The sequence below is a fragment of the Halobacillus sp. H74 genome (assembly GCF_052246715.1).
GTDB classification, from domain to species: domain Bacteria; phylum Bacillota; class Bacilli; order Bacillales; family Halobacillaceae; genus Halobacillus; species Halobacillus litoralis_A.
Genome location: NZ_JBQQCI010000001.1, coordinates 138,981 through 165,816, shown reverse-complemented (window position 1 = coordinate 165,816; position 26,836 = coordinate 138,981). Strand labels below are relative to the sequence as shown.

Below are 26,836 nucleotides of genomic sequence, written 5' to 3'. Positions count from 1 at the left end.
ACTAATCTAAGAATATCAAATATTGGTTGGGAAGCAATACATTTACTTTTTATCGTTGTGCGAATAAACTGATAAAGAAGAACTTTTGAGGAGGAAAGCAATTGAAAAAAGAATTACTCGAACGCTTCACATCATATGTGAAAATAGATACACAGTCTGATGAAACAAGTGATAAAACCCCTTCTACGGAAGGCCAATGGGACCTTGCACATCAACTGGTTGAAGAATTAAAAGCTATAGGTATGAGTGATGTTACTGTGGATGAGCATGCTTATGTAATGGCAACACTTCCTTCCAATACAGATAAAGTTGTACCTACCATCGGATTTCTTGCTCATATTGATACAGCGCCAGATTTCACAGGAAGTAACGTAATGCCGCAAGTGGTTGAAAATTATGATGGGGGAGACATATTTCTAAATGAAAACGTTAAGTTGACACCTGGAGAGTTTCCTGAACTTGTTACATATAAAGGTCAAACCTTGATTACAACAGATGGTACAACTCTTCTTGGGGCTGATAACAAAGCGGGGGTAACTGAAATCATGACGGCTTTGAACCACCTTTTGAAGCACCGGGAAATTAGACATGGGGAAGTGAGAGTAGCTTTTACGCCTGATGAGGAAATCGGCAGAGGACCCCACAAGTTCGATGTGGCTAAGTTTGGTGCTTCCTATGCTTATACAGTAGATGGCGGGCCCGTGGGTGAATTACAATTCGAAAGTTTTAATGCAGCTACAGCTCAGGTCACTTTTCATGGGCACAGTGTTCATCCAGGAACGGCCAAGGGGAAAATGGTCAATGCAGTCAAGCTGGCCATTGAATTACAGAATGCTTTGCCCGAAAAAGAAGCACCGGAATATACAGAAGAATATGAAGGATTTTACCACATGCATTCTTTTGAAGGTGATGTAGAAAAAGCGGAACTGATTTATCTCGTGCGCGATCATGATAAAGAAAAGTTCGAAGAAAAGAAAGATACTCTTATAAAGCATGTGGGTCAAATGAAGGAAAGACACGGAGAGAATCAAGTATCCATCGAAATCAATGATCAGTATTACAACATGGGTGATAAAATCCGTCCACAAATACAGATTGTAGATATTGCTCACAAAGCGATGGAAAAGTTGGGTATAACTCCTTTAGTCAAGCCGATCCGCGGTGGGACAGATGGTTCGCAATTGTCTTATATGGGGCTGCCTACCCCTAATATCTTTACTGGAGGGGAAAATTTTCATGGCAAATATGAATACATATCCCTGGAAAGCATGGAAAAATCATCTAAAGTGATTGTCGAAATAGCGAGACTTTTTGAAGAAGAAACCGATCTTTGAAGAATTTCGCTTTTTCATAAAACGTTCGTTTAGCACCTGCATAAGGAATTGTGTCTGTCCTCATACTAAAGTTATTCCAGGATGTGGGTAAAGATACCCGTTGACAATAGAAGGTTGCGTGCTATGATAGGTATAGATGTAGCATTCCTAAAGGGGAGTAGCTGGTACAATAAAGTCGTCATTTCGGGATAAATCCCCGGCTTTATTGGCAACGTACGTTGTTAGCGAGACCTTTACCCACAGTGGTAAAGGTCTATTTATTTGGTCCTTACCATAGCGGTGGGGATCATTTTTTTATGGGAAAAGGAGAGAATATACGTGGATGCACAATTACTGATTGAATACGGCTGGGTATTGATTGTCTTAGTAGGTTTAGAAGGAATACTTGCAGCAGATAACGCGCTGGTATTGGCAATCATGGTTAAACACTTGCCAGAAGAGAAAAGGAAAAAGGCTTTATTTTATGGTTTAGCAGGTGCTTTTATACTTAGGTTTGGATCTCTATTCATCATCTCATTCCTCGTAGATGTATGGCAGGTACAGGCGCTGGGTGCTGCCTACTTGTTATTCATCTCTGGTAAACACCTTATCGATAAATGGCGGAAGCGCGGGGAGGAAGAAGTAGAGGAAGTAACCGAAGAGGATGCAATGAACCAAAGAGGGAAAGGGTTTTGGGCTACTGTACTCAAGGTAGAACTGGCTGACCTGGCATTTGCTGTCGACTCCATTCTTGCTGCCGTTGCGTTAGCTGTTGCATTGCCTGAGACGGATCTGCCTTCTGTAGGCAGTTTAGATGGTGCTCAGTTTGCTGTTATTCTTACCGGGGGTATGATCGGTATCATCATTATGCGTTTTGCAGCAAACGTGTTCGTGAGATTGCTTAAATCGAGACCTGGTTTGGAAGTAGCCGCCTTCGTTATCGTTGGTTGGGTCGGTGTGAAGCTTGTTGTATCTACCCTTGCTCATCCAAATATCCAAATACTTGATGAGCACTTTGCCCACTCAACAGTGTGGAAGATAATTTTCTACTCTGTGCTTGTTTTGATTGCTGTCCTTGGTTGGTTTTTATCAAGCAAAAAAGAAGTAGAAGAAGCATAAATGAAAACAAGCTGCGATACTATCTCGCAGCTTGTTTTTTGCATCTATGAAAGTGGCATTATACTAAGAGGGACAACCCGGTTATTTGTACAGCTTTCAGCTTGATAATCTTAATCATTTCATCTTTTTCTTAATGGAGGTATGATGGAGATAACCATACTTTTGAATGAGGAGGGACCAGGATGGGGAAAGCAGCTCAACATCCTTCTGAACAGTTTCATTATATTAAGAATCGTATCCAAATGTTAAACCAAGTCGTCTCCACAATGGAGGCCGAAGACGTGGATATGGAAGATTTCAATCGTGTACTTGACATGATTGAACAATTACAAATGAAGATGACACGCTTCAAAAAAGACTGGGAGCAAGGTTCATGAACGCTCGGCATTTGAGTTTGATGACACAGGAGGAAGCCGAAACAATAGCTGCATGGAAGTATCCGCCTCCCTATAACTTTTACGATATGACGGCTGATGAAGAAGACTATGAAGAGTTCATTCATCCAGAAAAAAGAAGCCGGCATACGTACAGTGTTTATGATCGTCACCAACTCATCGGCTTTTTTACTATAAACCCGTTGGGGGAACGAACGGTCGATATCGGGTTGGGTATGCACCCCCAGCTTACGGGAAGAGGAAAGGGGGAGGCATTTTTAGAACAGGGACTTGGTTTTGCTAATCATCAATATCAAGCTGATTGCTTCACCCTTTCTGTCGCTGCCTTCAATCAACGGGCTATTTCAGTCTATGAAAAGGCTGGGTTCTGTAGGAAAGAAACCTTCATTCAAGCGACTAATGGAGGGAAGTACGAATTCGTTAAAATGGAGAAAAATATTCACGATAAACGTTAGGAGAGAGTTACTTTGGCTTTACATCACTTTCATTTGAAAGCAGACTGGCCAGGAGGCCGTAATGAAGTCGGTTATATAGAGTCAGATAAATTGAAAACTGAAATTTCTATTCCGAAAGAGATGAATGGACCGGACATTGGTACGAACCCTGATGAAATGTTGTTAGGGGCAGCCGCTACTTGTTATATCATCAGTTTAGCCGCAATGATTGAACGAGCAAATCTGCCACTGAAAGAATTGGATATGGAGTCAGAAGGGATCGTCGATGTTACAGAGGGCGTATTCACTTATAAAAAAATCATTCATCGCCCACGTGTTTTATTGAGTTCGGAAGCGGATGTGGGAGACTTGAACAAATTAAATCGTTTAATAGAAAAAGCAGAGAAGAACTGCATGATTTCTAAAGCCATTGAGGGTAACGTTGAGCTTGAAATGGATGCAGAGACGTATATTAGTGAATAATGAAAAGGGCCTCCAGCTATGATGTGGCGAGAGGCCTTTTTTGTAATATGGAAAATTATAAAGCGTCCAAGCATGCGGATGTTTTGTGTCTTGGTGCAGGAATTTATTTATCTAACAAATATACTCTGGATTCGAAAGGTTTTAAGGTAAAACTCTTTATCCCCACATGCTGATGAACATTATAATTGGACAAAATCATCTGTTCAGAACTTAAAGTGTAAGAGGACTGGAAACTGCATTCAGCTTTCGTTAAGTTCGTAATGACAAGCGCAACCTTATTATCAAGGGTACGGGTGTAGGCATAAATGCAAGCATCATCTTCCAGCAACAAGTCATAGGACCCATACGTGAACAAGTCGTGCTTCTTTTTCAATTTAATCATTTCTTTGTAATGACTCAATATGGAATGAGAACTGCTTTGTTGGTCCTCGACGTTGATCACTTTATAATTCGGATTGATTTGCATCCAGGGTGTGCCGGTCGTGAATCCTGCCTGGGGCTTGCTGCTCCATTGCATGGGTGTTCGGCTGTTATCGCGCGATGTGTTCCAGAGAATTTTCATGATGTCCTCATGCTTCATTCCTTGTTCTTTTTTCGCTTTGTATAAATTCTTTGCCGCCACATCATCATAATCTTCGATGGAAGGGAAGGCAACATTCGTCATTCCGATTTCCTGTCCCTGGTAAATGTATGGAGTCCCTTGCATGAAGAAATACATGGTCCCGATCGAAGTTGCGCTCTCACGCCAATATGTTTCATCATCACCCCAAGTGGAAACGACTCTCGCTTTGTCGTGGTTCTCAACGAACAGTGCATTCCAACCGTCATCTTCAAGCGCTTTCTGCCAGCGGGTCAATACTTTTTTCAAGCCGATGATATCAAGCTGCTGCTCTGCATCTTGATCCCAAAGATCTAAGTGTTCGAATTGGAAAATCATATCCATTTTCCCATTGTCCCCGACCCAGAGGTCCGCTTCCTCTGCATTGACTCCGTTCGCTTCACCGACAGTCAGGACATCATAGTTTGAATATGTTCGCTCCTTGAATTCTTGTAAAAATTCATGAATTCCTTTTTGGTTCATGTGCATATCAAAGGAAGAAACATATTTCTTTTTTTGCGGATTCGGCATGTCGGGGTAGCCGGGACGCTTTTTGATGTGACTGATGGCATCAATTCTGAATCCATCAATTCCTTTATCCAGCCACCAATTGACTGTATCATACAAGGCTTCACGGACTTCAGGGTTTTCCCAGTTCAAATCCGGCTGTTTTGTTGAGAACAAATGGAGATAATATTGATCCGTCTTTTTATCATACTGCCATGCTGAACCATCAAAAATACTCTCCCAATTATTCGGCTCGGCTCCATTCTTACCATCTCGCCAAATGTACCAGTCACGTTTAGGATGGTCCTTAGACTGGCTGGATTCAATGAACCATGGATGCTCATCACTTGTGTGGTTTAAGACAAGGTCGATGATCAACTTCATGTCACGTTTGTGCACTTCTTCCAATAACTGATTGAAATCGTCCATTGTACCGAATTCTTCAAGGATATCCTGGTAGTCAGAGATATCATATCCATTATCATCTTTCGGAGATTTGTACATAGGACAGATCCAAATGAAGTCGATGCCCAATTCTTTCAAGTAATCAAGCCGATTGATCATCCCTTGTAAGTCCCCGATCCCGTCTCCGTTTGAATCTTGAAAACTACGGGGATACACTTGGTAGCCTACCGCCTCTTTCCACCAAACACGTTCCATAAAGATTCCTCATTTCATAATGATATTTGTCCAAAGACGCCATCTGTTTTTATGCAACCGATTGCATTTTTTAATGGGTAATGGAATTCGGTTCTTATCAAATAATTATAGATGAAAGTATGAATGAAATCGCCAGTATAATAGTCTGATTTATGCAAACGTTTTCTTAATGTATCCTATGTTATCTGATTTTTTGAGCTTTTACAATAGTTTGAAAAGGAGAAAAATAATAAAACAGAGTTGAATCATAAGAATTGCACTATCTTTTGTTTTGATTTATATTTACTATATAGGAACATAATAAAATATCGTTAACCTTCGGGGTCGGGTGGAAATCCCAACCGGCGGTAATGAGCATTTGCTCCGAGCCCGCGACGGAGAACCAGTGTCAAGCACGGTTCTCCCTGATTTGGTGAAACTCCAAAGCCGACAGTCAGAGTCTGGATGGGAGAAGGTTTCAGAAGCGTAAAAGGTACAAAAATGTAACGAGACGTGTACCCTTTATTAGGTGTACTCGAAAATTTTACGTATAAGACCCTGGGGAAGTATGTCTTCTTCAGGGTCTATTTTTTTCGGAAAAGTGCAGGTGAAAGTAATGGATCGTGATGAGAGATATATGTCCATGGCGATACAAATGGCTGAGGAAACAGTCGGTCAGACGAGTCCTAACCCTTCCGTAGCCGCAATCGTAGTCAAGGACAACCAGGTGGTCGGTGTGGGTGTACATGTCCGAGCAGGGGAGCCCCATGCAGAAGTCCACGCATTGACCATGGCTGGCAGTAAAGCAGAAGGTGCCGAGATCTATGTCACATTAGAACCATGCAGCCACTATGGAAAGACTCCTCCTTGTGCGGAAGCAGTCATTAAAGCTGGGATAAGGCGAGTTGTAGTAGCATCCCATGACCCTAATCCGAAAGTTGCAGGCAGGGGCATACAGATGATGAAAGATAAAGGGCTGGATGTACGTACAGGTGTATGGAAAGAAGCGGCTGACGAACTGAATCGCTCATTTTTTCATTTCATACAGACGGGGGAACCTTATGTCAGACTGAAATCGGCGATGAGTTTAGATGGGAAGATAGCGACTGGTTCGGGTGAAAGCCAGTGGATTACAGGGGAAGAATCCCGTCGTGATGGCCATTTTTATCGTCATAAATCTGATGCTATTTTGGTCGGGGTCAACACGGTGCTTGCGGATAACCCTGCATTGACAACGAGGATTGAAGGGAATGGCAGCCATCCGATAAGGATCGTAATGGACACCCATTTGAGAACGCCCCTTTCATCTCAGCTTATTTTAAATGATCAGGCCCCTACCTGGATTTTCGTAGGCAGCCAAGTCCCTGATGCACATTTGCAATCTTTTCAAGAGCATCCGCATGTCCGTGTCATACCTCTAATGGGTGAAAGGGTGTCTGTTGAAGAGGTGCTCCGATACTTAGGTGAGCACAAAGTGACGTCGTTGCTTGTCGAAGGAGGCGCTACAATCGCTGATGCATTCGTTCGTTTAGACAGGGTAGATGAAACGGTCACCTATATGGCCCCGAAGCTTATTGGTGGAAAAGAAGCGTTGACCCCTGTAGCAGGAAAGGGGATTCAGCAGCTGAAAAACGTGCAATCTTTTCAAATCGTTTCCACTGAAATACTGGGAGAAGATCTGAAGATTGTTTCAGTGAAAAAGGAGAATGGCGATGTTTACAGGGATAGTTGAAGAAATAGGGACATTGAAATCTGTGAAAAGTAAAACCGAATCATTAGAGATTACGGTGACGGCTGAAGAAATATTAACAGATGCCAAGCTCGGGGATAGCATTTCCATTAACGGTGTCTGCTTGACGGTGACGGATTTCACGGAGCGCACAGTTTCTTTTGATGTCATGCCTGAAACCTACCGGGCTACGAATATTCACGAATTGAAACAAGGAAGTCCAGTGAATCTAGAACGGGCCATGGGAGCCGGGGGGCGCTTTGGGGGACACCTTGTATCCGGTCATATTGATGGTACAGGTACAATCGTTTCCAAAAATCCAGAATCAAACGCAGTTTATTATGAAATTGCCTTGCCTGATGAACTCATTCATTATTTTGTATATAAAGGTTCAATCGCTGTTGATGGTACGTCCTTGACTGTTTTCGGTGTAGAGGATGACAAGGTGACGATTTCCTTAATTCCTCATACGATGGAACACACGGTACTAGGTGGGAAGGGTCCTGGGGATCACGTGAACATCGAGTGCGATATGATCGGAAAGTATGTAGCCCACTTCTTGGGCGGTCAAAAAAACGAAGAGCCTAAGTCAGCATTGTCGAAGCAATTCCTCTCTGACAATGGCTTTGCTTAAGAGGGTGAGAGTATGTTTGATAGTATTGAAAAAGCAATAGAAGATTTGAAGCAGGGAAAAATGGTTATTGTTTGTGATGATGAAGATCGTGAAAATGAAGGGGATCTGGTTGGAATTGCGGAATATGCCACACCAGAGATGATCAACTTCATGATCAAACATGGACGCGGGTTGGTGTGTACACCGATTACAGATACATTGGCAGAAGATTTAGAGCTGATGCCGATGGTTGACAAAAACTCTGACCCGAACGGAACAGCTTTTACTGTCAGTATCGATCACAAAGATACTACGACAGGGATTTCGGCGGATGAACGGGCTTTGACAATCAAAGAAATGCTTAATCCTGAAACGACGGCTGTAGACTTTCAAAGACCTGGTCATATTTTTCCGTTGATTGCAAAAGAAGGCGGCGTCCTTCGCCGGGCAGGACACACAGAAGCTTCTGTGGACTTAGCCCAACTAGCGGGGGCTCGCCCAGCGGGAGTCATTTGTGAGATCATAAAAGATGATGGGACAATGGCCCGTGTTCCTGACTTGAGAAAAATGGCAGATGAATTTGATATCCCAATGATTACAATTGCAGACCTTATCCAATATCGTCATAAGAAAGAAAACCACGTAAAACGTGAAGTGGAAGTGAAAATGCCTACAGAATACGGTGATTTCCGTGCCATTGCTTTTTCCAATGATATCGATTATAAAGACCACATCGCTTTGGTCAAAGGGGAAATCAACCCAGATGAACCTACACTTGTCCGTGTGCACTCAGAATGTCTGACGGGTGATGTATTCGGTTCCTATCGGTGTGACTGTGGTCCTCAACTGCACAACGCTTTGAAACAGATTTCTGAAAACGGAAGCGGTGTTTTGCTTTATATGCGTCAGGAAGGCCGGGGCATAGGTCTTTTGAATAAGCTTCAAGCCTACAAACTGCAGGAAGAAGGCTACGATACCGTAGAAGCCAATGAAAAACTTGGCTTTGGTCCGGATCTTAGAGATTATGGTGTCGGTGCTCAAATTTTGAAAGACTTAGGCATTACGAAATTGAAGATTCTTACGAATAACCCCAAAAAGATTTCAGGCCTTGGTGGTTTCGGTCTCGAAGTTGTTGAACGCGTACCGATTCAAACGGAGTCCAGAAAAGAAAACGAAGTGTATCTCAAAACCAAACAGTCCAAGATGGGACATTTATTCCACTACTAGAAGGGGAGTCAAACAAATGGTCAAAACAATTGAAGGCAGCTTAGTCGGAACAGGATTGAAAGTAGGAATCGTTGTAGGACGATTTAATGATTTCATTACAGGGAAATTATACGAAGGTGCTGTCGATGCTTTTAAACGTCACGGTGTTGAACTGGATGATGTGGAAGTCGCTTATGTACCTGGCGCGTTTGAGATTCCATTAGTAGCCAGTAAAATGGCTGGCTCCGGTAAATATGATGCTGTTGTTACATTAGGAGCTGTCATCCGCGGGTCTACACCACATTTCGATTACGTATGCAGTGAAGCAGCTAAAGGGGTATCGCAAGCCACACAGCAGAGTGGTGTCCCAGTCATCTTCGGAGTTATCACCACAGACACCATCGAGCAAGCAATTGAACGGGCAGGCACAAAAGCTGGTAATAAAGGATGGGAAGCAGCGACGGCAGCAATCGAAATGGCTACTTTAATGAAAAATTTTGAATAAAGGATGTTGAGCTGACCATGTTTTCTGGTCAGCTTTTTTTATAGTGGAAACCTGACAGGAAGGAAATTTTAAGAGTAAATATATCAGAGGAAAATAAAAGATGAAAAACTTAAAACCATTCATATTTCAAGTGATCTGCTGATCTTACAGAATCGTGGTTTACACCCGCAAGTTTAAAGGAAGGATAAAGGAGAAGGAGGGGCATGATGACGACACGCGCTGTCTGGTTTCGCAGAGATTTGCGATTAAATGATCACACCGCTTTAGCCAAAGCGTTAGAACATACAAAAAAAGGGGATGAAATCGTTTGTGTATTTCACATAGACCCAGCATTGAATGAAACATTTACCCCTAACCACGATTACTTTTTTCAAACATTAGCCACCTTTGTTGAAGATGCGGAACAAAAGGGTGCGCCTATCCACATTATCGAGGGTGATATAGAAGCAGCATTCCAGAACTTGATTGAACAGTTAGATGTTAATATGGTCTATTTCAATCGTGATGAAACTGGGTATGGGAAGAAGCGTGACCAGCAGCTTCTTCCATTCTTGAATTCCATCAATGTAGAGGCTTACCACTATATTGACCATCATTTACATGGCTCAGGTGAAGTGAGGAAGCCAGATGGGAACCACTATAAGGTCTTCACTCCCTATTTCAGGAATTGGAAACAGCTCCAGAAACCAACTGTACAGAAAGTTGACCACGAGCTACTCTCGAAGGTCTCCATCAATGAAAGGATGTCTTTTTCGCAAGGGATAAAGGCTTTCGATGATTTGGTGAATCATACAGAAAGAGTGTTTGAAGGGGTTGGTGAAAAGGAAGCCCGACAACAGTTGGAGCATTTCCTTGAGGAAGATATTTATGACTATGACGAACGGAGAGACTACCCCGCCGTTGATGGGACGAGTCTTATGTCTCGTTATTTACGTACAGGAGCGATTTCCATACGTACCATCTATCATCAGATTGAAGATCGAATCGACCACCGCAGAAAGACGACAGGTGTTGATACGTATGTTTCTGAGCTCGCCTGGCGTGATTTTTACAATATGATTTATCATTTCTACCCAAATGCAGGAAATGAAGAAATGGTGCAAAAATACCAGGGTATCCCTTGGAATAATGATGAAGATATATTCAGGAAATGGCAAGAAGGACAGACTGGTTTTCCCCTTATCGATGCAGCTATGCGCCAGCTTAACGAGACGGGGTGGATGCACAATCGGTTGCGGATGGCTGTGGCTTCTTTTTTAACGAAAGATTTACTCATCGATTGGCGTAAAGGGGAACGCTATTTTAAAGACCGATTGATCGATTACGACCCTGCATCTAACATTGGGGGATGGCAGTGGGCTGCATCCACGGGCACAGACCCAGTTCCTTACTTTCGGGTCTTTAATCCGACACGTCAATCGGAGCGATTTGATCCGCACGGCCGGTTCATTAAAGGATGGTTACCTGAGCTTGAGAATGTAAAAAAGAAACATATTCACGATCCCAGCCGGATGTCTATTGAGGACCAGGAAGAGGCCAATTGTATCATCGGCGAGGATTATCCTGCTCCTATGGTGGATCACAAGCGGATGAGAGAACGGGCGATTGAATTATTTAAAGACAAAACATGAATGGTATCTTTCTGGGAAACCAGTGGGATATATGAAATAATAGTAGAAGATTACCAATTGTTGGAGGGTTCTAATATGGATAAGCATAAAAAGCAGTTAGAAAAATATGCAGACTTAGCATTGAAAAAAGGAGTGAATATCCAAAGAGGACAAGGGATAATCATAAACGCTCCGATTGAAGCGGCGAATCTCGTTCGTACGATTTCAGCTAAAGCGTATGGCAAAGGGGCAAAAAACGTCCATGTTGAATGGGGCGATGAAGTACTTAGTTATATGAAAATGAAAAACGCACCTGCGGAAGTTCTGGAAAACTTCCCGAAATGGAAAGCAGAGGGTCTTGAAGAGATGGTTGCAGATGGATATGCATTATTATCTATTTATGGGCCGAACCCGGATCTTTTCAAAGATGTTGATTCGGAGCGAGTGGCAAAAGCAAATAAAGCAAGTGCGGAAGCTTTGAGCGATTACAGAGATTACATTATGAATGATAAGACTACATGGTCAATCATCGCTTATCCTCAACAAGCCTGGGCGGAAAAAGTGTTCCCGGATGTTTCACCTGAAGAGGCCCAAAACAAGCTGTGGGAACAGATTTTTCAAATTACGCGGATCGATCAAGAAGATCCACTCAAAGCTTGGGAAGAGCATAACGAGCGTCTGCGTCAAGCGCGTGAGTATCTTAATCAAAAACAATATAAAAAACTGCATTATAAGGCCCCTGGGACCGAGCTTTCGATTGAACTTGTGCAGGATCATATCTGGCACGGCGGCTCTACGGAATCTGACAAAGGCGTAGAATTCAACCCGAATATGCCTACAGAAGAAGTGTTTACAATGCCGCACAAGAACGGGATCCAAGGGAATGTGACGAGTACGAAGCCGTTGAACTATGGTGGCAATCTTGTTGAAAATTTCACATTGTCTTTTGAAAATGGTAAAGTGGTCGATTATAAAGCAGAAGCAGGTGAAGAGACCCTTAAACACCTGTTGGAAACAGATGAGGGAGCGAAACGTCTGGGAGAAGTAGCTCTTGTACCGAATGAATCTCCAATTTCGCAGTCAGGACACATTTTCTTCAATACGCTTTATGATGAAAATGCCTCTTGCCACTTAGCTCTAGGGAAGGCCTATCCAACCAACATAAAAGATGGTTCTTCATTCAATAAAGGGCAAATGGATCAACACGGGGTCAACGATAGCCTGGTACATGAAGACTTTATGATGGGTTCTGCAGAACTGGATATAGATGGAGAAACGAAAGAAGGAAACTTTGAACCTATTTTCCGTAAAGGAACATGGGCCATCAGTTTTGATTAATAGGAGCTTTTCAAAAGGGACACCTTGTGGGAGGGTGTCCCTTTATGGTGAGCGTTATCTTGGTTTCCTCTTCTTCAAACATGATTGGGCTAAAGAGAAGTTACATTTATGATCCCATAATGACAATCAGATTACAGTTCATTTAAATTACAGCTAATTAGTCTTAAAATGCAAAGGAATGTGGTAAATAAAGAGTAGAAGAAAAATATTAAAGGGAAGTTCAATGAAAAAGAGGGGTGAGATAACATGAAGCGAGACGCTTTTTTTGATAATGCGAAGTTGGTTTTAATCTTCTTGGTAGTATTCGGGCACATGATTCAGCCTTTCACAGATGGTTCCAGACCTATGTACACCCTATATACGTGGATTTATACGTTTCACATGCCTGCTTTCATCTTTTTGGCTGGATTCTTTGCCAAAGGATCTGGTGAAAAAGACTATATTATACAATTAGCTAAAAAATTGATTCTGCCCTATCTGATTTTCCAATTGGTTTACACAGGATATTACTTTTTCATTGGAAAAGATTCTGGTTTGACTGGAATATTCTATCCGCACTGGTCGCTCTGGTTTTTATTCAGCCTTTTCTGCTGGCATATTCTCCTGTATTGGTTCAAAAAAATCCCACCAATGCTCGGAGTGGCGATTGCTGTCCAAATTGGTGTTTTAGTCGGATATTTCAGTGACGTAGGACATCATTTCAGCCTGTCACGGACGTTTGTATTTTTCCCTTTCTTTTTGGCGGGGTATTGGTTGACGAAAGACCATGTCCACAAATGGCGGACTCGTCGTATCAAGGAGATCAGTCTCGTTTTAATGGCTGTTGTAGCCGGTATGATTGCTATGTTTCCTGAATTCAGTTCAGGATGGCTGTTAGGTTCTAAATCCTATGAGGTATTAGGTAGTCCGGAAATGGGCGGACTGATCCGATTAGGTGTTTATCTTCTAGCCGGACTCATGATGATCAATGTGTTCGCCTGGATACCGAACAAAGAATACCGTTTGACTTACCTGGGTGGAAAAACCCTCTATGTTTACCTGTTGCACGGGTTTTTCATTCAGTTTTTCCGCGAAGCCAACTGGTTTAAAGTCGATCACATATTAGACGTAATAGGATTGGGGATTGTGGCGGCATCCATCGTGTACTTGTTATCCAGCAGTATAATTCGGACGTTGACCCAGCCGATTATTGAAGGTCGTATCCAACTATTGAAAAAGTGGTGGGACCGCACGGACGCTAAAGATTCCAATCTACAATCTTAAGAGGGTTTTACTCTCCCTTTGCCGAACATTTATTTATAAAGGGAGGCAGAGTATGAAAATCTTATCTATGATGGATTGTTCTTATCATGATGCAGTCACTGCTTGGAACGGCAACTTTCAAGATTATGACGTAAATGTAAAGACAGATATTGATGGTTTAACTAAAATGATGAGTTCGAAAAGATTATCACCTCTGTATTCTTTCATTGCCTATGAAGAAGAGCAGCCAATCGGTATTGTGCTGAATAGTATCCAAGAGGTCGCCGGGAAAAAAGCAGCCTATAACGGAGGGACTGCTGTTCATCCGAAATATCGTAAAGAAGGAGTGGGTTATGGGTTAGTCCACTCTTCTCTCAATATTTATAAAAAGGCGGGAGTGGATGAAGCGACTCTTGAAGCAATCTCGACGAATAAGGCGGCAATAAGCTTGTATGAAAAGAACGGCTATCATATTAAGGATCGGCTTCATCTCTTGCAAAAACCGCCTTCAAACCGTTTGGCAGATGGTCCGTATTCGCTGCGCCAGCTTAACAAAAGAGAGTGGCTGGAAGAATTTCCGCTTAATAATGAGTATCCTTGGCAGAATCAAGCTGCTTTTCAGGATGCGGGGGAATATTATCAAATCATTAAAGATGACAAAGCATGTGGTCGGTTGGTAATCTCCCGCGAAAAGAAGAATCATATGACGATCTTCCAACTTTCAAGTGAAGAAGAATACGAGGAAGTAATAAATGCACTTTGTACCTATTTCCCTTCTGATCAAATACTAGCGTTTAATATCCCGGAAAGTCACCCATCATTCAAAGCTTTTATACAAGCTGGTTTCAAATCAGTCCTGCAACAAGTGTGGATGATAAATGCATTAAGGAATACTTCTGTTTGAAATACACACACTTGTAAATAATAGGGGAGACATGTATAAGGAGGTTAGTTGGCATGGCCAAAAAAATTCTTATGATCGTTACGAACGTCGATCAAATGGATAAGGACAACGCAACGGGATTATGGTTATCGGAGTTTGTTGAACCATCTACAGAATTTCAGCAAGCAGGATATGAAGTTATCGCATCCAGCCCTAAAGGTGGGCGCATTCCTATTGATCCCAACAGCTATAGTAATGAACTGCCTCGTGTATGGGACGGGGTCATGGAACCTATTCATGATACCGTGCCTTTATCCAAAGTTGATCCGACCGATTTTGCTGCCATCTTTTTGTGCGGGGGTCACGGAACGATGTATGATTTTCCTGAAAATGAACAGCTGCAAGACCTGCTCAGGCACTTTTTAACAGAAGAGAAGATCATCGGTTCGGTTTGTCATGGCCCGGCAGGCTTCGTAGGAGTGGTAGACCATAACAGTCGCCCAATTTTAAACGGAAAGAAAATAACAGGATTCACAAATGAAGAGGAACAACAAACTGGCCTGGAATCAGTCGTACCGTTTATGCTGGAAGACCAATTGAGAGAAGCTGGTGCTGATTTTGACGCCGGGGAAGCTTTTAAGGATCATGTGGTAGTTGACGCTCCTTTTGTGACTGGTCAAAACCCACAGTCCAGTTTAAGCACAGCACAAAAAGTAATCGAGCAGTTAAAAAACCGCTAAGCTTATTGAAGCTTAGCGGTTTGTTTTTTAGCTGGTTCTGCTAATATGACCTTAGAATAAAAAGTGAGCGATGAGTGTGATAATTGGCAAAGTGATGATTGTACGCTGAAGGAAAATGATGAATAAATCAAGAATATTCACTGGAACCTTAGAGCCAAGCAACAGCCCGCCGACTTCAGACATATAAATAAGTTGTGTAACAGAAAGAGAAGCGATGATGAAGCGGGTCATCTCGCTTTCGATACCTGATCCGATGATGGCTGGCAGGAACATGTCTGCAAAACCTACGAGAATTGTTTCCGAAGCTTCTTGTGCGAACGGAACTTGCATTAATTCAAGTAACGGGATGAAAGGCGTACCGATCCATGCGAAGAACGGGGTAAATTCAGCAATTACAAGTGCAATCGTACCTAAGGCCATTACGATAGGGGCTACTCCCATCCACATGTCTAAGATGTTCTGAGTTCCTTGTTTGAAGAATTGTTGAAGACCACTTGACTTACTACCCTGTTCAACAGCTTTTGTATAGCCGTAAGTGAACAAATTGTGCTGTTCAGGTACATCTTCGTTTTGGTCAGCTGGTTCTTCAGTTACATACGTATCCGCTTTTCGTGAAAGTGGTGGAATTCTTGGCATAATCAGTGCTGCGATGAATCCTGCGAATCCGACCGTCAAGTAAAATGGTATAAACATGTGCCCTAAACCAACTTCTTGGATGACAACGAGACTGAAGGTAATCGATACGACAGAGAAAGTCGTTCCGATAACGGCTGCTTCTCGTTTCGTATAATAACCTTCTTCATATTGCTTACTTGTCAAAAGGACACCAATCGTACCATCGCCTAACCACGAGGCAAGTGAATCGATAGACGAGCGTCCGGGTAAACGGAAAAGCGGGCGCATGATTTTTGTTAATATAACTCCAAATAGTTCAAGTAAACCGTAATTTAACAGTAACGGTAAGAATAGACCGGCAAATAAGAAGACAGCGAAAAGTACATGCAGTAATGAATCAAGCAGCAATCCCCCTGTATTTTCAGAAATGATTGCTTCCGGTCCGATTTGAAAGTAGACCATTATTGCAAAAATCATACCTAAAATTCGGGTAACGACCCACACGGGCGGGACATTGAATAATGATTGGAAGAATGGATATTTTTCCAAAGAATTCGATCCGGCAATCTTTGTGATAATCGTTCCGACCGCCGTGATTGTTATAATGATCGTCATGATCAGTGATAGATAATCGGCTAATTCCGTTTCAAGCCACCCCGCGAGTATGGCAATCGGAATGGTGATCGCTCCATCTTCACCGGCAATCGGAAACATGAATAAGAAAATCCCGATTAAGGATGGAATGATGAAACGTAAATGCGAAGATGATTTAAAGTCTTTAGCTTTCATCCAAAATCTCTCCTGACGTTTTTCTGTTTTTATTTATGAACATTAAAGAATAAATATACAACATTATTTATTCTATTACTTTTCACGACAAAATCCAATAGGGAATTTGTAGAGATAGGTCCATTTATGTTTATTCTACAGGAAACAGAGGAAATCCTGCTTGTACTGGATGATGCCTAAAAAGGGGGAATGATGATGAAACGTTTTGCCGTACCAAAAATTGTTGTCAGTCGGTTCATAGAGTTTGCTGAAGTAAGATGCAACGGAGCAGGAATTCCGGAAAAAATGGTCCAGTACATGCAAGCCTATGTGGAGTTTGTACATAGCTGTCCGGAGTCGGAAGTCGAGACTGACAAAGTGAAGCGGCTTTCTCAAACATTAGAAAAACAATTCCCTCTTGCTGATGGTTTATTATTGAAGAGCTGCACTCAAGAAAACGGGGGACAAGGTGTGAATGGGTATCGAAGCACTGAGCATTCTGAACTCTCAGGAGGTATGAGTGGATTAATCACAGAGGTATCGGTACAAAATAAAGGACTGGCAATTGAAGAAATGGGACGGTTGGAAGAGCCCACTTCAAGGCGCCATTTTTTGACAAAACTGTTCACATTGGCTTCATTTCGTGAAGTGAAAGAAATTGGAAAGATGAATAGCTTGCGGCAGTTTCATACAACCAATAAGTATTTATTCATGGCTTACCATCCGGATACGTTAAAAAGGATGGGCCGGGCGGTAGCGAATCATGAACATTACTCCTTGGAAATGGTTATTGAAAATTATGAGGGACTTTTGCATGAATTGTTGAGGGAACCGGCTAAACCAAGTGCCCACGTAAATGTTTGTCAGCACATTTCCGGCTATTTCAAACAAGAACTTACTAAAGAGGAAAAGGAAAATTTCCGGTCATTATTGGGCCAGTATAAAAAGGGGGAAGTACCACTCAACGCTGTAATCAGGGTTTTGAGTAACTGGGCCTCACATTTTCAAAGCGATTATTTGAAAGGGCAAACTTACTTTGAACCTTACCCCCAGGAACTTTTAGACATATCTGATTCAGGAGAAGGGAGTACCTACCCCTGAATCAGATATACCTTTTCAAAATACGGTCGACGCTTTTGCCGTAAGGCTCTCCGAAAATGTTCAAGTGGACAAGCAGATAGAACAGCTGGTAGAGAGGTTTCGTATCTTCATAGTAATCGGGAAGGGGGAAGACCTCTTTGTAATGATCATAAAATGATTGGGAAAACCCACCGAACAATTCTGTGAAAGCTAGTTCAAATGCATGGTCTCCGTATAATACAGAGGGATCGATAAGGAGGGGAGTTCCTGATGAGTCAGCCATCCAATTTCCTCCCCACAAATCCCCGTGCAGCAAGGAAGCATTGGGTTTAGAAGGAATCCAATTATCTAAACGATCAATCAGTTTTTCCAAGTGGATACGGCGTTGTTTCCCTATCATTCCATTGGCGACACCTACTTCTGTTTGTTGAAGCAGGCGGAAGCGGGCATAATATTCTGTCCAAGAATCACACCATTCGTTCGGCTGATCCAGTTCACCGACGAAAGTAGGTCCATGGAAGCCGAATTTATCAGTGGTTTGTTTGTGCATCTGAGCCACTTGTTGTCCGAGCAAGTCATTAGATGCAGAAGTCCCCGTCTCAATCCATTCCATAGCGAGGGCGGCCTTTTCACTATTTTGTGGTTCGTCGAAATGATAAACATCAGGCACTTCGATAGTTTGGCTGTTTCTGATTATCTCCAGCCCTTTGGCTTCTGCTCGAAAAAAATGGGGAGGGACGTTTTCGTTAATTTTGATGAAGTATGGCTGTGACTCCGTTTTCACATAAAATGTCTGGTTGATGTCGCCTCCGGTTACATGTTTACTTGTAATTATACTGGAGGAGTCCCCCAGCTTATCCAAGGTTTCACGGATAAAAGTTTCCATCATACCCCTCCTGATTTATTAGTGGTAATAATTAATTGCCGGCTTGGTGGTCTTCTGATAAGCGTGAATCGTGTTGATCGTCCTGAAGCCGAATTGCTTATATAATTCTTCCGCCTGTTGGTTTTGGTTACGGACCGATATTGTGACCACATCCAAGTCCAAAGCGTAAAAAGCGTACTGTAGTGCATGATGGATCAATGCTGATCCGATCCCGCTACTTCTGTGGCTTGGAGAGACATTGACAAAGCAAATTTCCCCTTCAAGATCCGGGATGATCGTTTCAAGATAGATGTACCCCGCTAAATCACCATTTTGTAAATAACCCCAGATGTGATTCCCATCCTCTTGAGAGAAATTCAACATTTCATTGGTCGTATAATAAGCGGCAGAAGGGTGCAGTTTATCCAAACTGCTGTAGTCTTCCATATGAATATCAACAATTGATTGATGCTTTTCATCAGAAGCTTCATATACAGATTTATGAACAGCCAAAGTCCGTTCTATATTATAAAGCTCAAATTCGTGGCGCTCTACAAACGATATAAGAGGTTCATTGGATGCGAAACAGGCAACCTTAACTACATCAAAATGAAGCTGAGCAGTCAAAGAAGCTTTGTCCCATAATCGATCGATGACCTTCTCATGCCCCTTTGAAGCGAATGGGCCGAGAAGACGGCAAAGTTTCTGTTCAAAGAAAGGGAGGATCCCTAAGAAGCCAATGATTTCTTCGCCTTCCCATCCTACATAAGCCAAAGGTTCTTTGAACTGAGTCAACGTCCAAATTTGTTCGAAAATCTCATTAGGATCTGAAGCCATCCAAGCTACATAATGATCATCCTGCTCGTTCATATGAAATAACCAATTCGCAACCGTATGCAGCTCTTTAACTTCCAACTCACGAATCTCCATCACAAAATCCCCTTTCATCATAAACAAATTCTTACATAGGTGAATACAAAAGCGCAACCGTTCTGGTAGACACGACAAGCATAAGCAAAACTGTGTCGTGGTGAACTTTACCACAGAACAGTTATGCTTATGACCTCGAGTGTCTGTAAGCTTCTTCGGATTAATTTAGTATTTCATAAACCATAGGTCTTTGATGAACACTATCATTAGATAAGTGAATCGCTGGGTTTTCCGGGTGGTTTCATGATTGATGAATCAGTAATCAGGGAAAGATAGAGGAAGAAGGTGGAAGGGGGACGGAAAATGGGGCATCGTTTGAAATACATAGCACTTTACAGGATATCCGTTATTGTGTGGATGTCTATAAAATTCCTTTTACAAATATTTTGGTTTCATAAGAGACATCGGATTTGGGACCAGGACACTAAGAGAAAGTGGGAAGAGTTGCTTTCAGGGCAGGCGGAAGAGTATCGCAAGAAAGCTGTAGCCCTGGGGGGGCTTCTGATTAAGTTTGGTCAGTTCCTTAGTTCTAGAGGGGATTTACTTCCACAATCGTTTATTAAAGAGTTAGAAGGTCTCGTCGACCGTGTAGAGCCGGTGCCATTTTACCGTTCACGGCAGACGATTGAAGAAGATTGGAACGCCCCGTTAGAAGAACACTTGTCATCAATCGAAGAGGATGCCACAGCTTCAGCTTCTATTGGAGAAGTTTATAAAGGATATCTGAAAGATGGATCTCCTGTTGCGGTGAAAGTGCAGCGTTATCGAGTCAAAGATATCTTCCGTATGGACTTCAAAGCTCTGAAAATCGTATTTTGGCTGCTCGATCGATTTACGGTTTACGGGACTAAAGCTGATTTACAAGCCCTATATCGAGAAGTTGTACGCGTGATAAGTAATGAACTCGATTTTACAATGGAACTTGAAAATGGAAACCATTTCAAAAAGCGTTTTTCAGACTTTTCATCCGTTTACATCCCTGATTACTATAAAGATTTATCGACAAAACGGGTGATTGTCATGGAATGGATCGAAGGAACCAAAATCACGGATTTATCTTTTATTAAAAAAAATGGCATTGATCGCGAACAGCTTGCCCGCACACTATTCGATTTATGTGTGGAGCAATTTTTATACGCGGGTACTTTCCATTCAGATCCGCATTCTGGTAATTTAATGCTGAAAGCAGATGGGACAATTGTGGTCATCGACTTTGGCATGGTTGGAGAAATAAAGAAAGAGGATGCGAATTCCATCCGTGCGATGATCCAGGGATTCATCCTTGATGATTATGACCGGGTGATAGAAGCTTTGAAAGAAATGGACTTTTTACTCCCTCATGCTGACACTGAACGAGTGAAAGAGTTGCTGAAACAAACGGCCGACATGTATTTAGAGGGGAACTTTGACAAGTTGGATGCGCATATGATGAATGATATGCTGGCGGATTTACAGCAGTTCGTCAAAGAGCAGCCCATTCAATTACCTGCAGATTACGCATTTTTAGGCCGTGCGACTTCAATCATTGTCGGCGTATTGAGCAGTGTATATCCGCAAATAGATTTAATTAAGTGGGGCCGCCCGGTTATTAAAGAATGGATGTCTGGAGAGGATTCGAGCTTTTCGCTTTATAAGGAAGTGGCAAAGGAAACAGCACGTCCGCTCCTGTCTCTGCCCCGTGCATTGATCGAGTATTTAGAAGACGGTGACAAAGAGAGGGAGTGGAAGAGTTATCATCAAAAAAACAAGCTGTTCCATCAATACTATCTTTTCTACACACTACTTTCCCTTGTTCTTGCAGCTATAGGGGGCCTTGCTCTTTTTTATACGATGATTGTGCCGGTGCTGCCTAGCTTGTGGATTGGTGGCGTGCTTTCGGGTTTTGGTGTGGTTGGGTTTGTTGTGTTTTCGATCAATCATCTAAGGATGCTCAAACGAATTCATCACAATAGGAGGAATGAAGGATGAGTGATTTACTGAAGAAAGGCTTCCATTTAGGACTTGGTGCTGCACTTAGTGGCAAAGAGATGTTTGAGAAAATGGTTAATGAAATGGTTAAACGGGGAGAAATAAGTCCTTCTCAAGCGAAATCGATGGTGAATAATTGGATCACCAAAGGGGAAACGAAGGACAAAGAGTGGAATCATCAAGCGAAAGCCAAAATGCAGGACCAAATGAAAGAGCTGGGTTTTGTATCCAAAGAAGATTATGAAAAGCTTGAAGCAAGAGTCCAGAAGCTTGAGAGCTTATATGAACGACCATAGATGAAAGCCCGGTTCCCCGTAGAGTGGAAAGGAATCGGGCTTTTATTGTTAAACAATTTATCGGCATTATTGTTGTAATTTAAATTTCTTCAGTGATTCATTTAAACGTTCAGACATGGCAGCAAGTTCTTGTGCGTGGTGGGAGACGTGCTCCATAGAACTGTTTGTTTGTTGTGTGGAGGCTGTCGTTTCTTCTACGCCTGCCGCTGATTCTTCTGAACTGGATGCTACACTCTCAATCGAATGATTCATAGATGTGGTGTTTTCTTGAATGTCCTCCAGGTTTGTAGAAATGTGGTCAATTCCTTCGACCATCGCTTTGATAGAATCCTGGATAGCATGGAACGTTTCCCCTGTGCGTTGAATCTGGCTTGTCCCTTGTTCTACTTTTCCATAGCCATCCTCAAGAGAGTGGGACACATTTTTGGACTCTTGCTGAATGTTTCCTACCATATGAGTGATTTCCCCGACAGAATCAGAAACTTGTTCAGCGAGTTTACGCACTTCATCCGCGACGACTGCAAATCCCCGGCCGTGTTCGCCTGCTCTGGCCGCTTCGATAGCAGCATTCAATGCCAACAAGTTCGTTTGCTCAGCAATGTCTCTGATGACATGCACCAACTTGGAAATCTCCCCTGATTGTTCATCCAAATGATGGACTTTTTTCACAGAGGTCTCCATCACGTTATGAATGGCACGCATCTGCTCGACAGATAGATCCATCAAAGCTTGACCTTCATTGCTTTGTTCCATCACTTTTTGAGATTGATGAGAAACTTTAATTCCTGTTTCATTGGATTCTTCAATTCTGCGGGCTAGTTGATCCATCATCTCTGTCAATGTCGTAGCATCACCGGCCTGTTGTTCTGAAGCGGATGAGAGTTCTTCCATGGTAGCTGCGACTTGTTCGGAAGCTTCTTGAACTTCAGAGGAGGATTGGTGTAGTTCACGGCTCTGGTTATTTACTTTAGTCGAGAGGTCACGGATCTCCGTAATGAGCTGTTGTAGGTTGTATTGCATCAAGGACATAGATGTCGTCAACTGCCCAACTTCATCCTTGTGGTTATCCGATCTTAGTTCATGGTAAAGCTCACCTTCAGATATTTGATCGGCTACTTTTACTAGTCCATCCATTCTCTTCCGAATAGAACGATTGACCATCCACATGATGACCGAGCCGATCACGAGAGCGAGCAAACCTGAGCTGATCAGTATCAGTATTGTTTTTTGCAGGTTACTTTGGGTTTCCGTCATTGATTCTCCCATAGTTGTTTCTGCTTGAGTTTGCAACTCACCTAAAGCGTCCACCAGTTCCCTACGAAGCGTTTGAGTCTCTCGCCTTAAGTCACTGATTTCAGTAGTGTTACTGACATTACCTACTATTTCATCCAAAAATAAAGTATTGATTTGTTCATCCACATCACTGACTGTCTGCATGGTGCTTTCAAGCTCTGTGCCTTTGAAGGTCTCTGTGTACACTTCTTGTAATTCATTGAAACGTGTTCTTCTTTCTTCAAATTCTTCAATATGTTCTCTTCTCGGCTCACTTACATAATCGGCGATTCTAATATCCTTTGTTCGAGCCAATGAAGCCATTTCGCCTGTTTCAATTGCAATTCCGCTTCTATCATCTAATTCTTCAACACTTGTTTTTGCGATCTTAAGCTCGTAGTAAGAAATGGCTATTGTAACTGTAAATAAAATAACAGTGAATATGAATGCTGTTGCGTACTTTGCTCCGACGCTTAAATGATTCCATATTTTCATGTGTTTCTCCCCTTAAACTATTCAATTTTCAAGAATGATTATGTACCATGCCTGATCGCCAACCATTTAAGTGTTATATCGGCGAAAACGTTTGGTTTATTAAGAGAGGCCACTGAAAAACACTTTTCAATCTAGAGGAACTGTTAAAGTTTGTTGTTGCTTCTCACGAATCGCTTGTCGGTGGATGCTTGCCGCGGGCACGGCCTCAGCTAACTTGGTTAAGAAAATCACTTGACCAAGTGGATCTTCGACTCGTGCTTTTCCCGCAGGCGTCACCACCGAACGCTCATCCTGGAATCAACGAGGCCTATCTGAAAAAAGTGATTTTCTTTGATTTATATATGTCTCATCGAAGTAAAGAAGCCGAGTTGAACGATAAAATCGTCCTGCCCGGCCTTTCTTTGATGCATAACAACTCAGAAAGTTGCAGTTCTTCAGTAGCTTCAACATACTTCACTTTCAGCGGAGACGGCCATCTTCCGGGGGCTTCCGCTCGTGTTGTTCCCGCAGGAGGGAGTCTACGTATGTTGCCTACGCTCCATTTGATCCATTCCACACTATTTCGTCTTTTCCTGTGGCAGTTAGTGTTTTGTCCCAGCCCCTGCCTATTTTTCATTATGCATTTTATCCGCGAACTTATAGACAAGCACCATGACTGCAAAAACAAAAAAAGCAGTAACAGCAAGGTTAATATAATAGAAGAAACCTTCTCCCATCCAGTCGAGGGGAGTGCCGGTAACCGGAGGACCTTGCAAATACAAATAGTTAGTGCCTGCTATTGTATTGATCAACCCGATGAAGGTGCTGTAAACGATCAAATATAAGAAGGTTTCCATCAAGTCTTTCCATGAAATCTTTACAGAGGTAGTTACGATTAAAAAAAGACTTGTCCACGAAATAGCCATATGATGTAAGAAAAATTTCCAAAAGCGGAAATGCTCATAGTCATGAAGGAGATCAGGTGTAATGAGTGCGATCGCTGCTGGGACCGTGCCGATAAAGTATGTGATTTTTATCAATTTGGGTTGGTAAGTGAGCAAAGCTAATGCTCCGAGTAAAGAGGCGATGCCGCACAAATGAAGGGGGAGGTGTTCGCCTGTCCCCCAGATGCCCTTAGTAATGGCCCATGTTTGATAGCTGATTTCGGAAAAAAGCAGTAGACAAAACAATGTCCAGCGTATGAGGGAATGGGTCGCACGGGATTTTTTCAGCAAGTTTGCTGTGCTGAGAATGAAGACGGAGACAATTACAAATAAGGTGAGCATCGTGATGTGACTCTGACCGAATAAAGTGAAAGGTTGGTCGATTTGTAAGCTGAACCATGTTTCCATAAAAGCCTCCTAGTGAGTGGACTTAGGCTGTGCTATGATTTTACCATATCATGTTATAGAAAGAGGGTTGGTATGAAAAAGGTCAATTGTTTTCGGTGTCAGTATTTTCGCACCACCTGGAATCCTAATTTTCCAAGAGCTTGTGAAGCGTATGGCTTTAAAACGAAAGAAATGCCGTCCGCATTAGTTTTGAAATCTACGGGTACAGAGTGCATGCAATTTGTTGAAAAATTACGGAAAAAGAAGAATCTAGTATCTGGGAACCCCTCCAATATAGATTTTCGACTGTAAATAATATGAAATTTCAGAATATGTATGGACACTGGCCCATTCTGTGGTATGCTGATGAATATTTAATGGACCGACACAGAGAAAAAACGGTTCAAAAGGTTAATGGAGTGAGAGGAGTTGAGTGAATATGGCAAGAGAAAAATGGGGGACGAAGCTTGGATTTATGTTAGCCGCTATGGGATCTGCGGTTGGACTAGGTAATATTTGGAGGTTCTCCTTCGTAGCAGGGAATAATGGTGGAGGGGCTTTTTTAATACTGTACCTGGCTTTTGTTCTCTTAATTGGTGTTCCTTTGCTGCTGACTGAAGTAAGTATTGGAAGGAAAGCTGAGAGTGATGTGGTCGGTTCCTTTCAAAAATTAGCGCCGCGCACACCATGGTATTTGACAGGTTTCTTCGGTATTGCGAGTGCGTTCTTAATATTGAGTTTTTATGCGGTCGTAGCCGGATGGGCGATTTTCTATCTTTGGAATTATATTAATGGATCTTTCTTTACATCGCCTGAGGTTGGATATGATGGAGCATTCGGTCAATTTATCAGCCATTCGTGGCATCCGATTGCATGGACGGCCTTTTTCATGATTTTGACGATCGTCATCGTCTTGAGTGGTGTGAAAAAAGGGATTGAAGGTGCGAACAAAATCTTCATGCCGTTGCTGGCGTTGATTTTAATCGGTTTAGCTTTCTTCAGCCTTTCATTAGATGGTGCAGCAGAAGGGGTAAGGTTTCTATTTCAGCCAAATTGGGCTGCGTTCAGTGAACCGTCTATTTATATTGCGGCTTTAGGTCAGGCATTTTTCTCACTCAGCTTGGGGATGGGTGCGATGCTTACCTATGGCAGTTATTTGAGAAAAGAAAACAAGCTGCCGAGTGCCGCGCTTGGAATCGGAATCATGGACACATTCTTTGCCATCATTTCAGGGCTTGTAATTTTTCCTGCCGTCTTTGCATTTGGAATTGATCCTAGTTCAGGCCCGCCGCTTGTATTTATTACATTACCAAGTATATTCGAACAAATGCCCTTCGGTGGAATGATCGGCATGGTTTTCTTCTTTGCACTGGTGCTTGCATCACTTTCTTCCTCAGTATCCATCCTGGAAGTACCTACAGCCTTTTTCATGAGAATCTTCGGCTGGTCACGCTTCGCAACAAGTGTCCTGATGGGTTCCATCATGTTCGTCATGGGGATCGGCGTCTCATTGGGATTTGGAATCTGGTCGGGTGTTACACCAATCGGCGAAAGAAATATCCTTGACTCCATGGATTATATTGCTTCTAATATTTTATTACCACTGGGAGGCTTGTCCATGGCCTTGCTCATGGGATGGTATCTCAAGAGATCCGTTGCATTGGAAGCCACTGATTTGACACGTTCTCCTTTAGGAAGTCTTTGGTATTTCATCGTTAAGTTTGTTGCACCGGTGTTAATCCTATTGATCTTCTTGAATAAGATTGGATTATTCTTGTAAAAGAGCGAACCTCGGCAATCCGCCGGGGTTTTCTTTTTGCGAACATTTTTTGAAACATGGAGGAACAAAAGGACAGAGTTCTTCCAGTCATGTTAAACTACGA

At 42.5% G+C, this 26,836-nt stretch carries 25 protein-coding genes and 1 riboswitch; of the genes, 18 read left to right on the top strand and 7 right to left on the bottom strand.

The genetic code is table 11. The features are described 5' to 3' along the window. Positions 1–101: 101 nt before the first annotated feature. The 5 genes from pepT to ACTWPX_RS00855 all read left to right on the top strand — a co-directional run bounded on the left by pepT (position 102) and on the right by ACTWPX_RS00855 (position 3,744). Entirely contained in the window at positions 102–1,334 is a 1,233-nt protein-coding gene (gene pepT / locus ACTWPX_RS00875; protein ID WP_443118096.1) for a peptidase T, read from the top strand. 318 nt (positions 1,335–1,652) lie between these two features. Continuing rightward, the gene (locus ACTWPX_RS00870) at positions 1,653–2,432 is read left to right on the top strand and encodes a TerC family protein (RefSeq protein WP_128525509.1); all 780 of its coding nucleotides are present in this window, start codon (positions 1,653–1,655) and stop codon (positions 2,430–2,432) included. Positions 2,433–2,614: 182 nt separating this feature from the next. After that, on the top strand, positions 2,615–2,809 hold the full coding sequence (locus ACTWPX_RS00865; protein ID WP_128525510.1) for an SE1561 family protein: 195 nt from the start codon (positions 2,615–2,617) through the stop codon (positions 2,807–2,809). After that, entirely contained in the window at positions 2,806–3,282 is a 477-nt protein-coding gene (locus tag ACTWPX_RS00860; protein WP_443118095.1) for a GNAT family N-acetyltransferase, read from the top strand. The genes ACTWPX_RS00865 and ACTWPX_RS00860 overlap by 4 nt, the downstream gene beginning before the upstream one ends. Before the next feature lie 12 nt (positions 3,283–3,294). Then, positions 3,295–3,744 (top strand): OsmC family protein, encoded by a 450-nt coding sequence (locus tag ACTWPX_RS00855; protein ID WP_443118094.1) that lies wholly within the window; start codon positions 3,295–3,297, stop codon positions 3,742–3,744. A 103-nt stretch (positions 3,745–3,847) separates the two neighbouring features. Here ACTWPX_RS00855 and ACTWPX_RS00850 read toward each other — a convergent pair whose 3' ends face one another. Further along, a complete protein-coding gene (locus ACTWPX_RS00850) occupies positions 3,848–5,509 on the bottom strand; it encodes an alpha-glucosidase (RefSeq protein ID WP_443118093.1) in 1,662 nt (553 codons plus the stop codon). 310 nt (positions 5,510–5,819) lie between these two features. After that, positions 5,820–5,969, top strand: a riboswitch (FMN riboswitch). Between the two features lie 135 nt (positions 5,970–6,104). Between ACTWPX_RS00850 and ribD the strand changes: the two genes are divergently transcribed. From ribD to ACTWPX_RS00805, 9 genes are all read left to right on the top strand, one after another. Beyond that, entirely contained in the window at positions 6,105–7,220 is a 1,116-nt protein-coding gene (ribD, locus tag ACTWPX_RS00845; protein ID WP_443118092.1) for a bifunctional diaminohydroxyphosphoribosylaminopyrimidine deaminase/5-amino-6-(5-phosphoribosylamino)uracil reductase RibD, read from the top strand. After that, positions 7,201–7,851, top strand: a complete 651-nt coding sequence (gene ribE, locus ACTWPX_RS00840; protein WP_443118091.1) for a riboflavin synthase — start codon at positions 7,201–7,203, stop codon at positions 7,849–7,851. The genes ribD and ribE overlap by 20 nt, the downstream gene beginning before the upstream one ends. Positions 7,852–7,863: 12 nt before the next feature. Next, positions 7,864–9,057, top strand: a complete 1,194-nt coding sequence (locus ACTWPX_RS00835; protein WP_443118090.1) for a bifunctional 3,4-dihydroxy-2-butanone-4-phosphate synthase/GTP cyclohydrolase II — start codon at positions 7,864–7,866, stop codon at positions 9,055–9,057. 16 nt (positions 9,058–9,073) lie between these two features. Beyond that, positions 9,074–9,541, top strand: a complete 468-nt coding sequence (gene ribH, locus ACTWPX_RS00830) for a 6,7-dimethyl-8-ribityllumazine synthase (protein ID WP_128525517.1) — start codon at positions 9,074–9,076, stop codon at positions 9,539–9,541. Positions 9,542–9,744: 203 nt separating this feature from the next. Next, on the top strand, positions 9,745–11,172 hold the full coding sequence (locus tag ACTWPX_RS00825) for a cryptochrome/photolyase family protein (RefSeq protein WP_443118089.1): 1,428 nt from the start codon (positions 9,745–9,747) through the stop codon (positions 11,170–11,172). A gap of 75 nt (positions 11,173–11,247) precedes the next feature. Further along, on the top strand, positions 11,248–12,489 hold the full coding sequence (locus ACTWPX_RS00820; RefSeq protein WP_443118088.1) for an aminopeptidase: 1,242 nt from the start codon (positions 11,248–11,250) through the stop codon (positions 12,487–12,489). Positions 12,490–12,735: 246 nt separating this feature from the next. After that, positions 12,736–13,752 carry an acyltransferase family protein gene (locus tag ACTWPX_RS00815; RefSeq protein ID WP_443118087.1) on the top strand — a complete coding sequence of 339 codons (1,017 nt, stop codon included), beginning with the start codon at positions 12,736–12,738 and terminating at the stop codon, positions 13,750–13,752. A 52-nt stretch (positions 13,753–13,804) separates the two neighbouring features. Next, positions 13,805–14,635: a GNAT family N-acetyltransferase gene (locus ACTWPX_RS00810; protein ID WP_443118086.1), complete on the top strand. Its 831-nt coding sequence runs from the start codon at positions 13,805–13,807 to the stop codon at positions 14,633–14,635. 53 nt (positions 14,636–14,688) lie between these two features. Beyond that, a complete protein-coding gene (locus ACTWPX_RS00805; RefSeq protein WP_128525522.1) occupies positions 14,689–15,354 on the top strand; it encodes a type 1 glutamine amidotransferase domain-containing protein in 666 nt (221 codons plus the stop codon). 51 nt (positions 15,355–15,405) lie between these two features. Here ACTWPX_RS00805 and ACTWPX_RS00800 read toward each other — a convergent pair whose 3' ends face one another. Continuing rightward, the gene (locus ACTWPX_RS00800; RefSeq protein ID WP_128525523.1) at positions 15,406–16,758 is read right to left on the bottom strand and encodes a YjiH family protein; all 1,353 of its coding nucleotides are present in this window, start codon (positions 16,756–16,758) and stop codon (positions 15,406–15,408) included. Between the two features lie 195 nt (positions 16,759–16,953). On the opposite strand from ACTWPX_RS00800, the gene ACTWPX_RS00795 reads away from it, so the two are divergent. Then, a complete protein-coding gene (locus ACTWPX_RS00795; protein WP_443118085.1) occupies positions 16,954–17,838 on the top strand; it encodes a YbgA family protein in 885 nt (294 codons plus the stop codon). A 1-nt stretch (position 17,839) separates the two neighbouring features. Here ACTWPX_RS00795 and ACTWPX_RS00790 read toward each other — a convergent pair whose 3' ends face one another. Together ACTWPX_RS00790 and ACTWPX_RS00785 are read right to left on the bottom strand one after the other, a co-directional pair. Further along, positions 17,840–18,703, bottom strand: a complete 864-nt coding sequence (locus tag ACTWPX_RS00790; RefSeq protein WP_443118084.1) for a fructosamine kinase family protein — start codon at positions 18,701–18,703, stop codon at positions 17,840–17,842. A gap of 18 nt (positions 18,704–18,721) precedes the next feature. Further along, on the bottom strand, positions 18,722–19,612 hold the full coding sequence (locus ACTWPX_RS00785; RefSeq protein ID WP_443118083.1) for a GNAT family N-acetyltransferase: 891 nt from the start codon (positions 19,610–19,612) through the stop codon (positions 18,722–18,724). Between the two features lie 303 nt (positions 19,613–19,915). Here ACTWPX_RS00785 and ACTWPX_RS00780 point away from each other — a divergent pair, with 303 nt between their 5' ends. After that, complete coding sequence (locus tag ACTWPX_RS00780; protein WP_443118082.1) at positions 19,916–21,580, top strand: ABC1 kinase family protein; 1,665 nt, start codon at positions 19,916–19,918, stop codon at positions 21,578–21,580. After that, positions 21,577–21,876, top strand: coding sequence for a phasin family protein (locus ACTWPX_RS00775; protein WP_443118081.1), 300 nt, complete (start codon positions 21,577–21,579; stop codon positions 21,874–21,876). Before ACTWPX_RS00780 ends, ACTWPX_RS00775 begins: the two co-directional genes overlap by 4 nt. A gap of 66 nt (positions 21,877–21,942) precedes the next feature. On the opposite strand, the gene ACTWPX_RS00770 is transcribed toward ACTWPX_RS00775, so the two are convergent. From ACTWPX_RS00770 to ACTWPX_RS00760, 3 genes are all read right to left on the bottom strand, one after another. Beyond that, positions 21,943–23,643 (bottom strand): methyl-accepting chemotaxis protein, encoded by a 1,701-nt coding sequence (locus ACTWPX_RS00770; RefSeq protein ID WP_443118080.1) that lies wholly within the window; start codon positions 23,641–23,643, stop codon positions 21,943–21,945. Between the two features lie 126 nt (positions 23,644–23,769). After that, positions 23,770–23,922 carry a hypothetical protein gene (locus ACTWPX_RS00765; protein ID WP_164908481.1) on the bottom strand — a complete coding sequence of 51 codons (153 nt, stop codon included), beginning with the start codon at positions 23,920–23,922 and terminating at the stop codon, positions 23,770–23,772. Positions 23,923–24,248: 326 nt separating this feature from the next. Further along, on the bottom strand, positions 24,249–24,974 hold the full coding sequence (locus ACTWPX_RS00760) for a YwaF family protein (RefSeq protein ID WP_443118079.1): 726 nt from the start codon (positions 24,972–24,974) through the stop codon (positions 24,249–24,251). Positions 24,975–25,392: 418 nt separating this feature from the next. On the opposite strand from ACTWPX_RS00760, the gene ACTWPX_RS00755 reads away from it, so the two are divergent. Next, positions 25,393–26,733: a sodium-dependent transporter gene (locus tag ACTWPX_RS00755; protein WP_443118078.1), complete on the top strand. Its 1,341-nt coding sequence runs from the start codon at positions 25,393–25,395 to the stop codon at positions 26,731–26,733. Positions 26,734–26,836: the final 103 nt, after the last annotated feature.

What these genes read in the sequence shown, in the direction of transcription:
- ACTWPX_RS00865 (WP_128525510.1), top strand. Translation starts at nt 2,615, where the DNA reads ATGGGGAAAGCAGCTCAACATCCTTCTGAACAGTTTCATTATATTAAG.
- ACTWPX_RS00860 (WP_443118095.1), top strand. Translation starts at nt 2,806, where the DNA reads ATGAACGCTCGGCATTTGAGTTTGATGACACAGGAGGAAGCCGAAACA.
- ACTWPX_RS00850 (WP_443118093.1), bottom strand. Translation starts at nt 5,509, where the DNA reads ATGGAACGTGTTTGGTGGAAAGAGGCGGTAGGCTACCAAGTGTATCCC.
- ribD (WP_443118092.1), top strand. Translation starts at nt 6,105, where the DNA reads ATGGATCGTGATGAGAGATATATGTCCATGGCGATACAAATGGCTGAG.
- ribE (WP_443118091.1), top strand. Translation starts at nt 7,201, where the DNA reads ATGTTTACAGGGATAGTTGAAGAAATAGGGACATTGAAATCTGTGAAA.
- ACTWPX_RS00835 (WP_443118090.1), top strand. Translation starts at nt 7,864, where the DNA reads ATGTTTGATAGTATTGAAAAAGCAATAGAAGATTTGAAGCAGGGAAAA.
- ribH (WP_128525517.1), top strand. Translation starts at nt 9,074, where the DNA reads ATGGTCAAAACAATTGAAGGCAGCTTAGTCGGAACAGGATTGAAAGTA.
- ACTWPX_RS00825 (WP_443118089.1), top strand. Translation starts at nt 9,745, where the DNA reads ATGATGACGACACGCGCTGTCTGGTTTCGCAGAGATTTGCGATTAAAT.
- ACTWPX_RS00820 (WP_443118088.1), top strand. Translation starts at nt 11,248, where the DNA reads ATGGATAAGCATAAAAAGCAGTTAGAAAAATATGCAGACTTAGCATTG.
- ACTWPX_RS00815 (WP_443118087.1), top strand. Translation starts at nt 12,736, where the DNA reads ATGAAGCGAGACGCTTTTTTTGATAATGCGAAGTTGGTTTTAATCTTC.
- ACTWPX_RS00810 (WP_443118086.1), top strand. Translation starts at nt 13,805, where the DNA reads ATGAAAATCTTATCTATGATGGATTGTTCTTATCATGATGCAGTCACT.
- ACTWPX_RS00805 (WP_128525522.1), top strand. Translation starts at nt 14,689, where the DNA reads ATGGCCAAAAAAATTCTTATGATCGTTACGAACGTCGATCAAATGGAT.
- ACTWPX_RS00800 (WP_128525523.1), bottom strand. Translation starts at nt 16,758, where the DNA reads ATGAAAGCTAAAGACTTTAAATCATCTTCGCATTTACGTTTCATCATT.
- ACTWPX_RS00795 (WP_443118085.1), top strand. Translation starts at nt 16,954, where the DNA reads ATGAAACGTTTTGCCGTACCAAAAATTGTTGTCAGTCGGTTCATAGAG.
- ACTWPX_RS00790 (WP_443118084.1), bottom strand. Translation starts at nt 18,703, where the DNA reads ATGGAAACTTTTATCCGTGAAACCTTGGATAAGCTGGGGGACTCCTCC.
- ACTWPX_RS00785 (WP_443118083.1), bottom strand. Translation starts at nt 19,612, where the DNA reads ATGGAGATTCGTGAGTTGGAAGTTAAAGAGCTGCATACGGTTGCGAAT.
- ACTWPX_RS00780 (WP_443118082.1), top strand. Translation starts at nt 19,916, where the DNA reads ATGGGGCATCGTTTGAAATACATAGCACTTTACAGGATATCCGTTATT.
- ACTWPX_RS00775 (WP_443118081.1), top strand. Translation starts at nt 21,577, where the DNA reads ATGAGTGATTTACTGAAGAAAGGCTTCCATTTAGGACTTGGTGCTGCA.
- ACTWPX_RS00770 (WP_443118080.1), bottom strand. Translation starts at nt 23,643, where the DNA reads ATGAAAATATGGAATCATTTAAGCGTCGGAGCAAAGTACGCAACAGCA.
- ACTWPX_RS00760 (WP_443118079.1), bottom strand. Translation starts at nt 24,974, where the DNA reads ATGGAAACATGGTTCAGCTTACAAATCGACCAACCTTTCACTTTATTC.
- ACTWPX_RS00755 (WP_443118078.1), top strand. Translation starts at nt 25,393, where the DNA reads ATGGCAAGAGAAAAATGGGGGACGAAGCTTGGATTTATGTTAGCCGCT.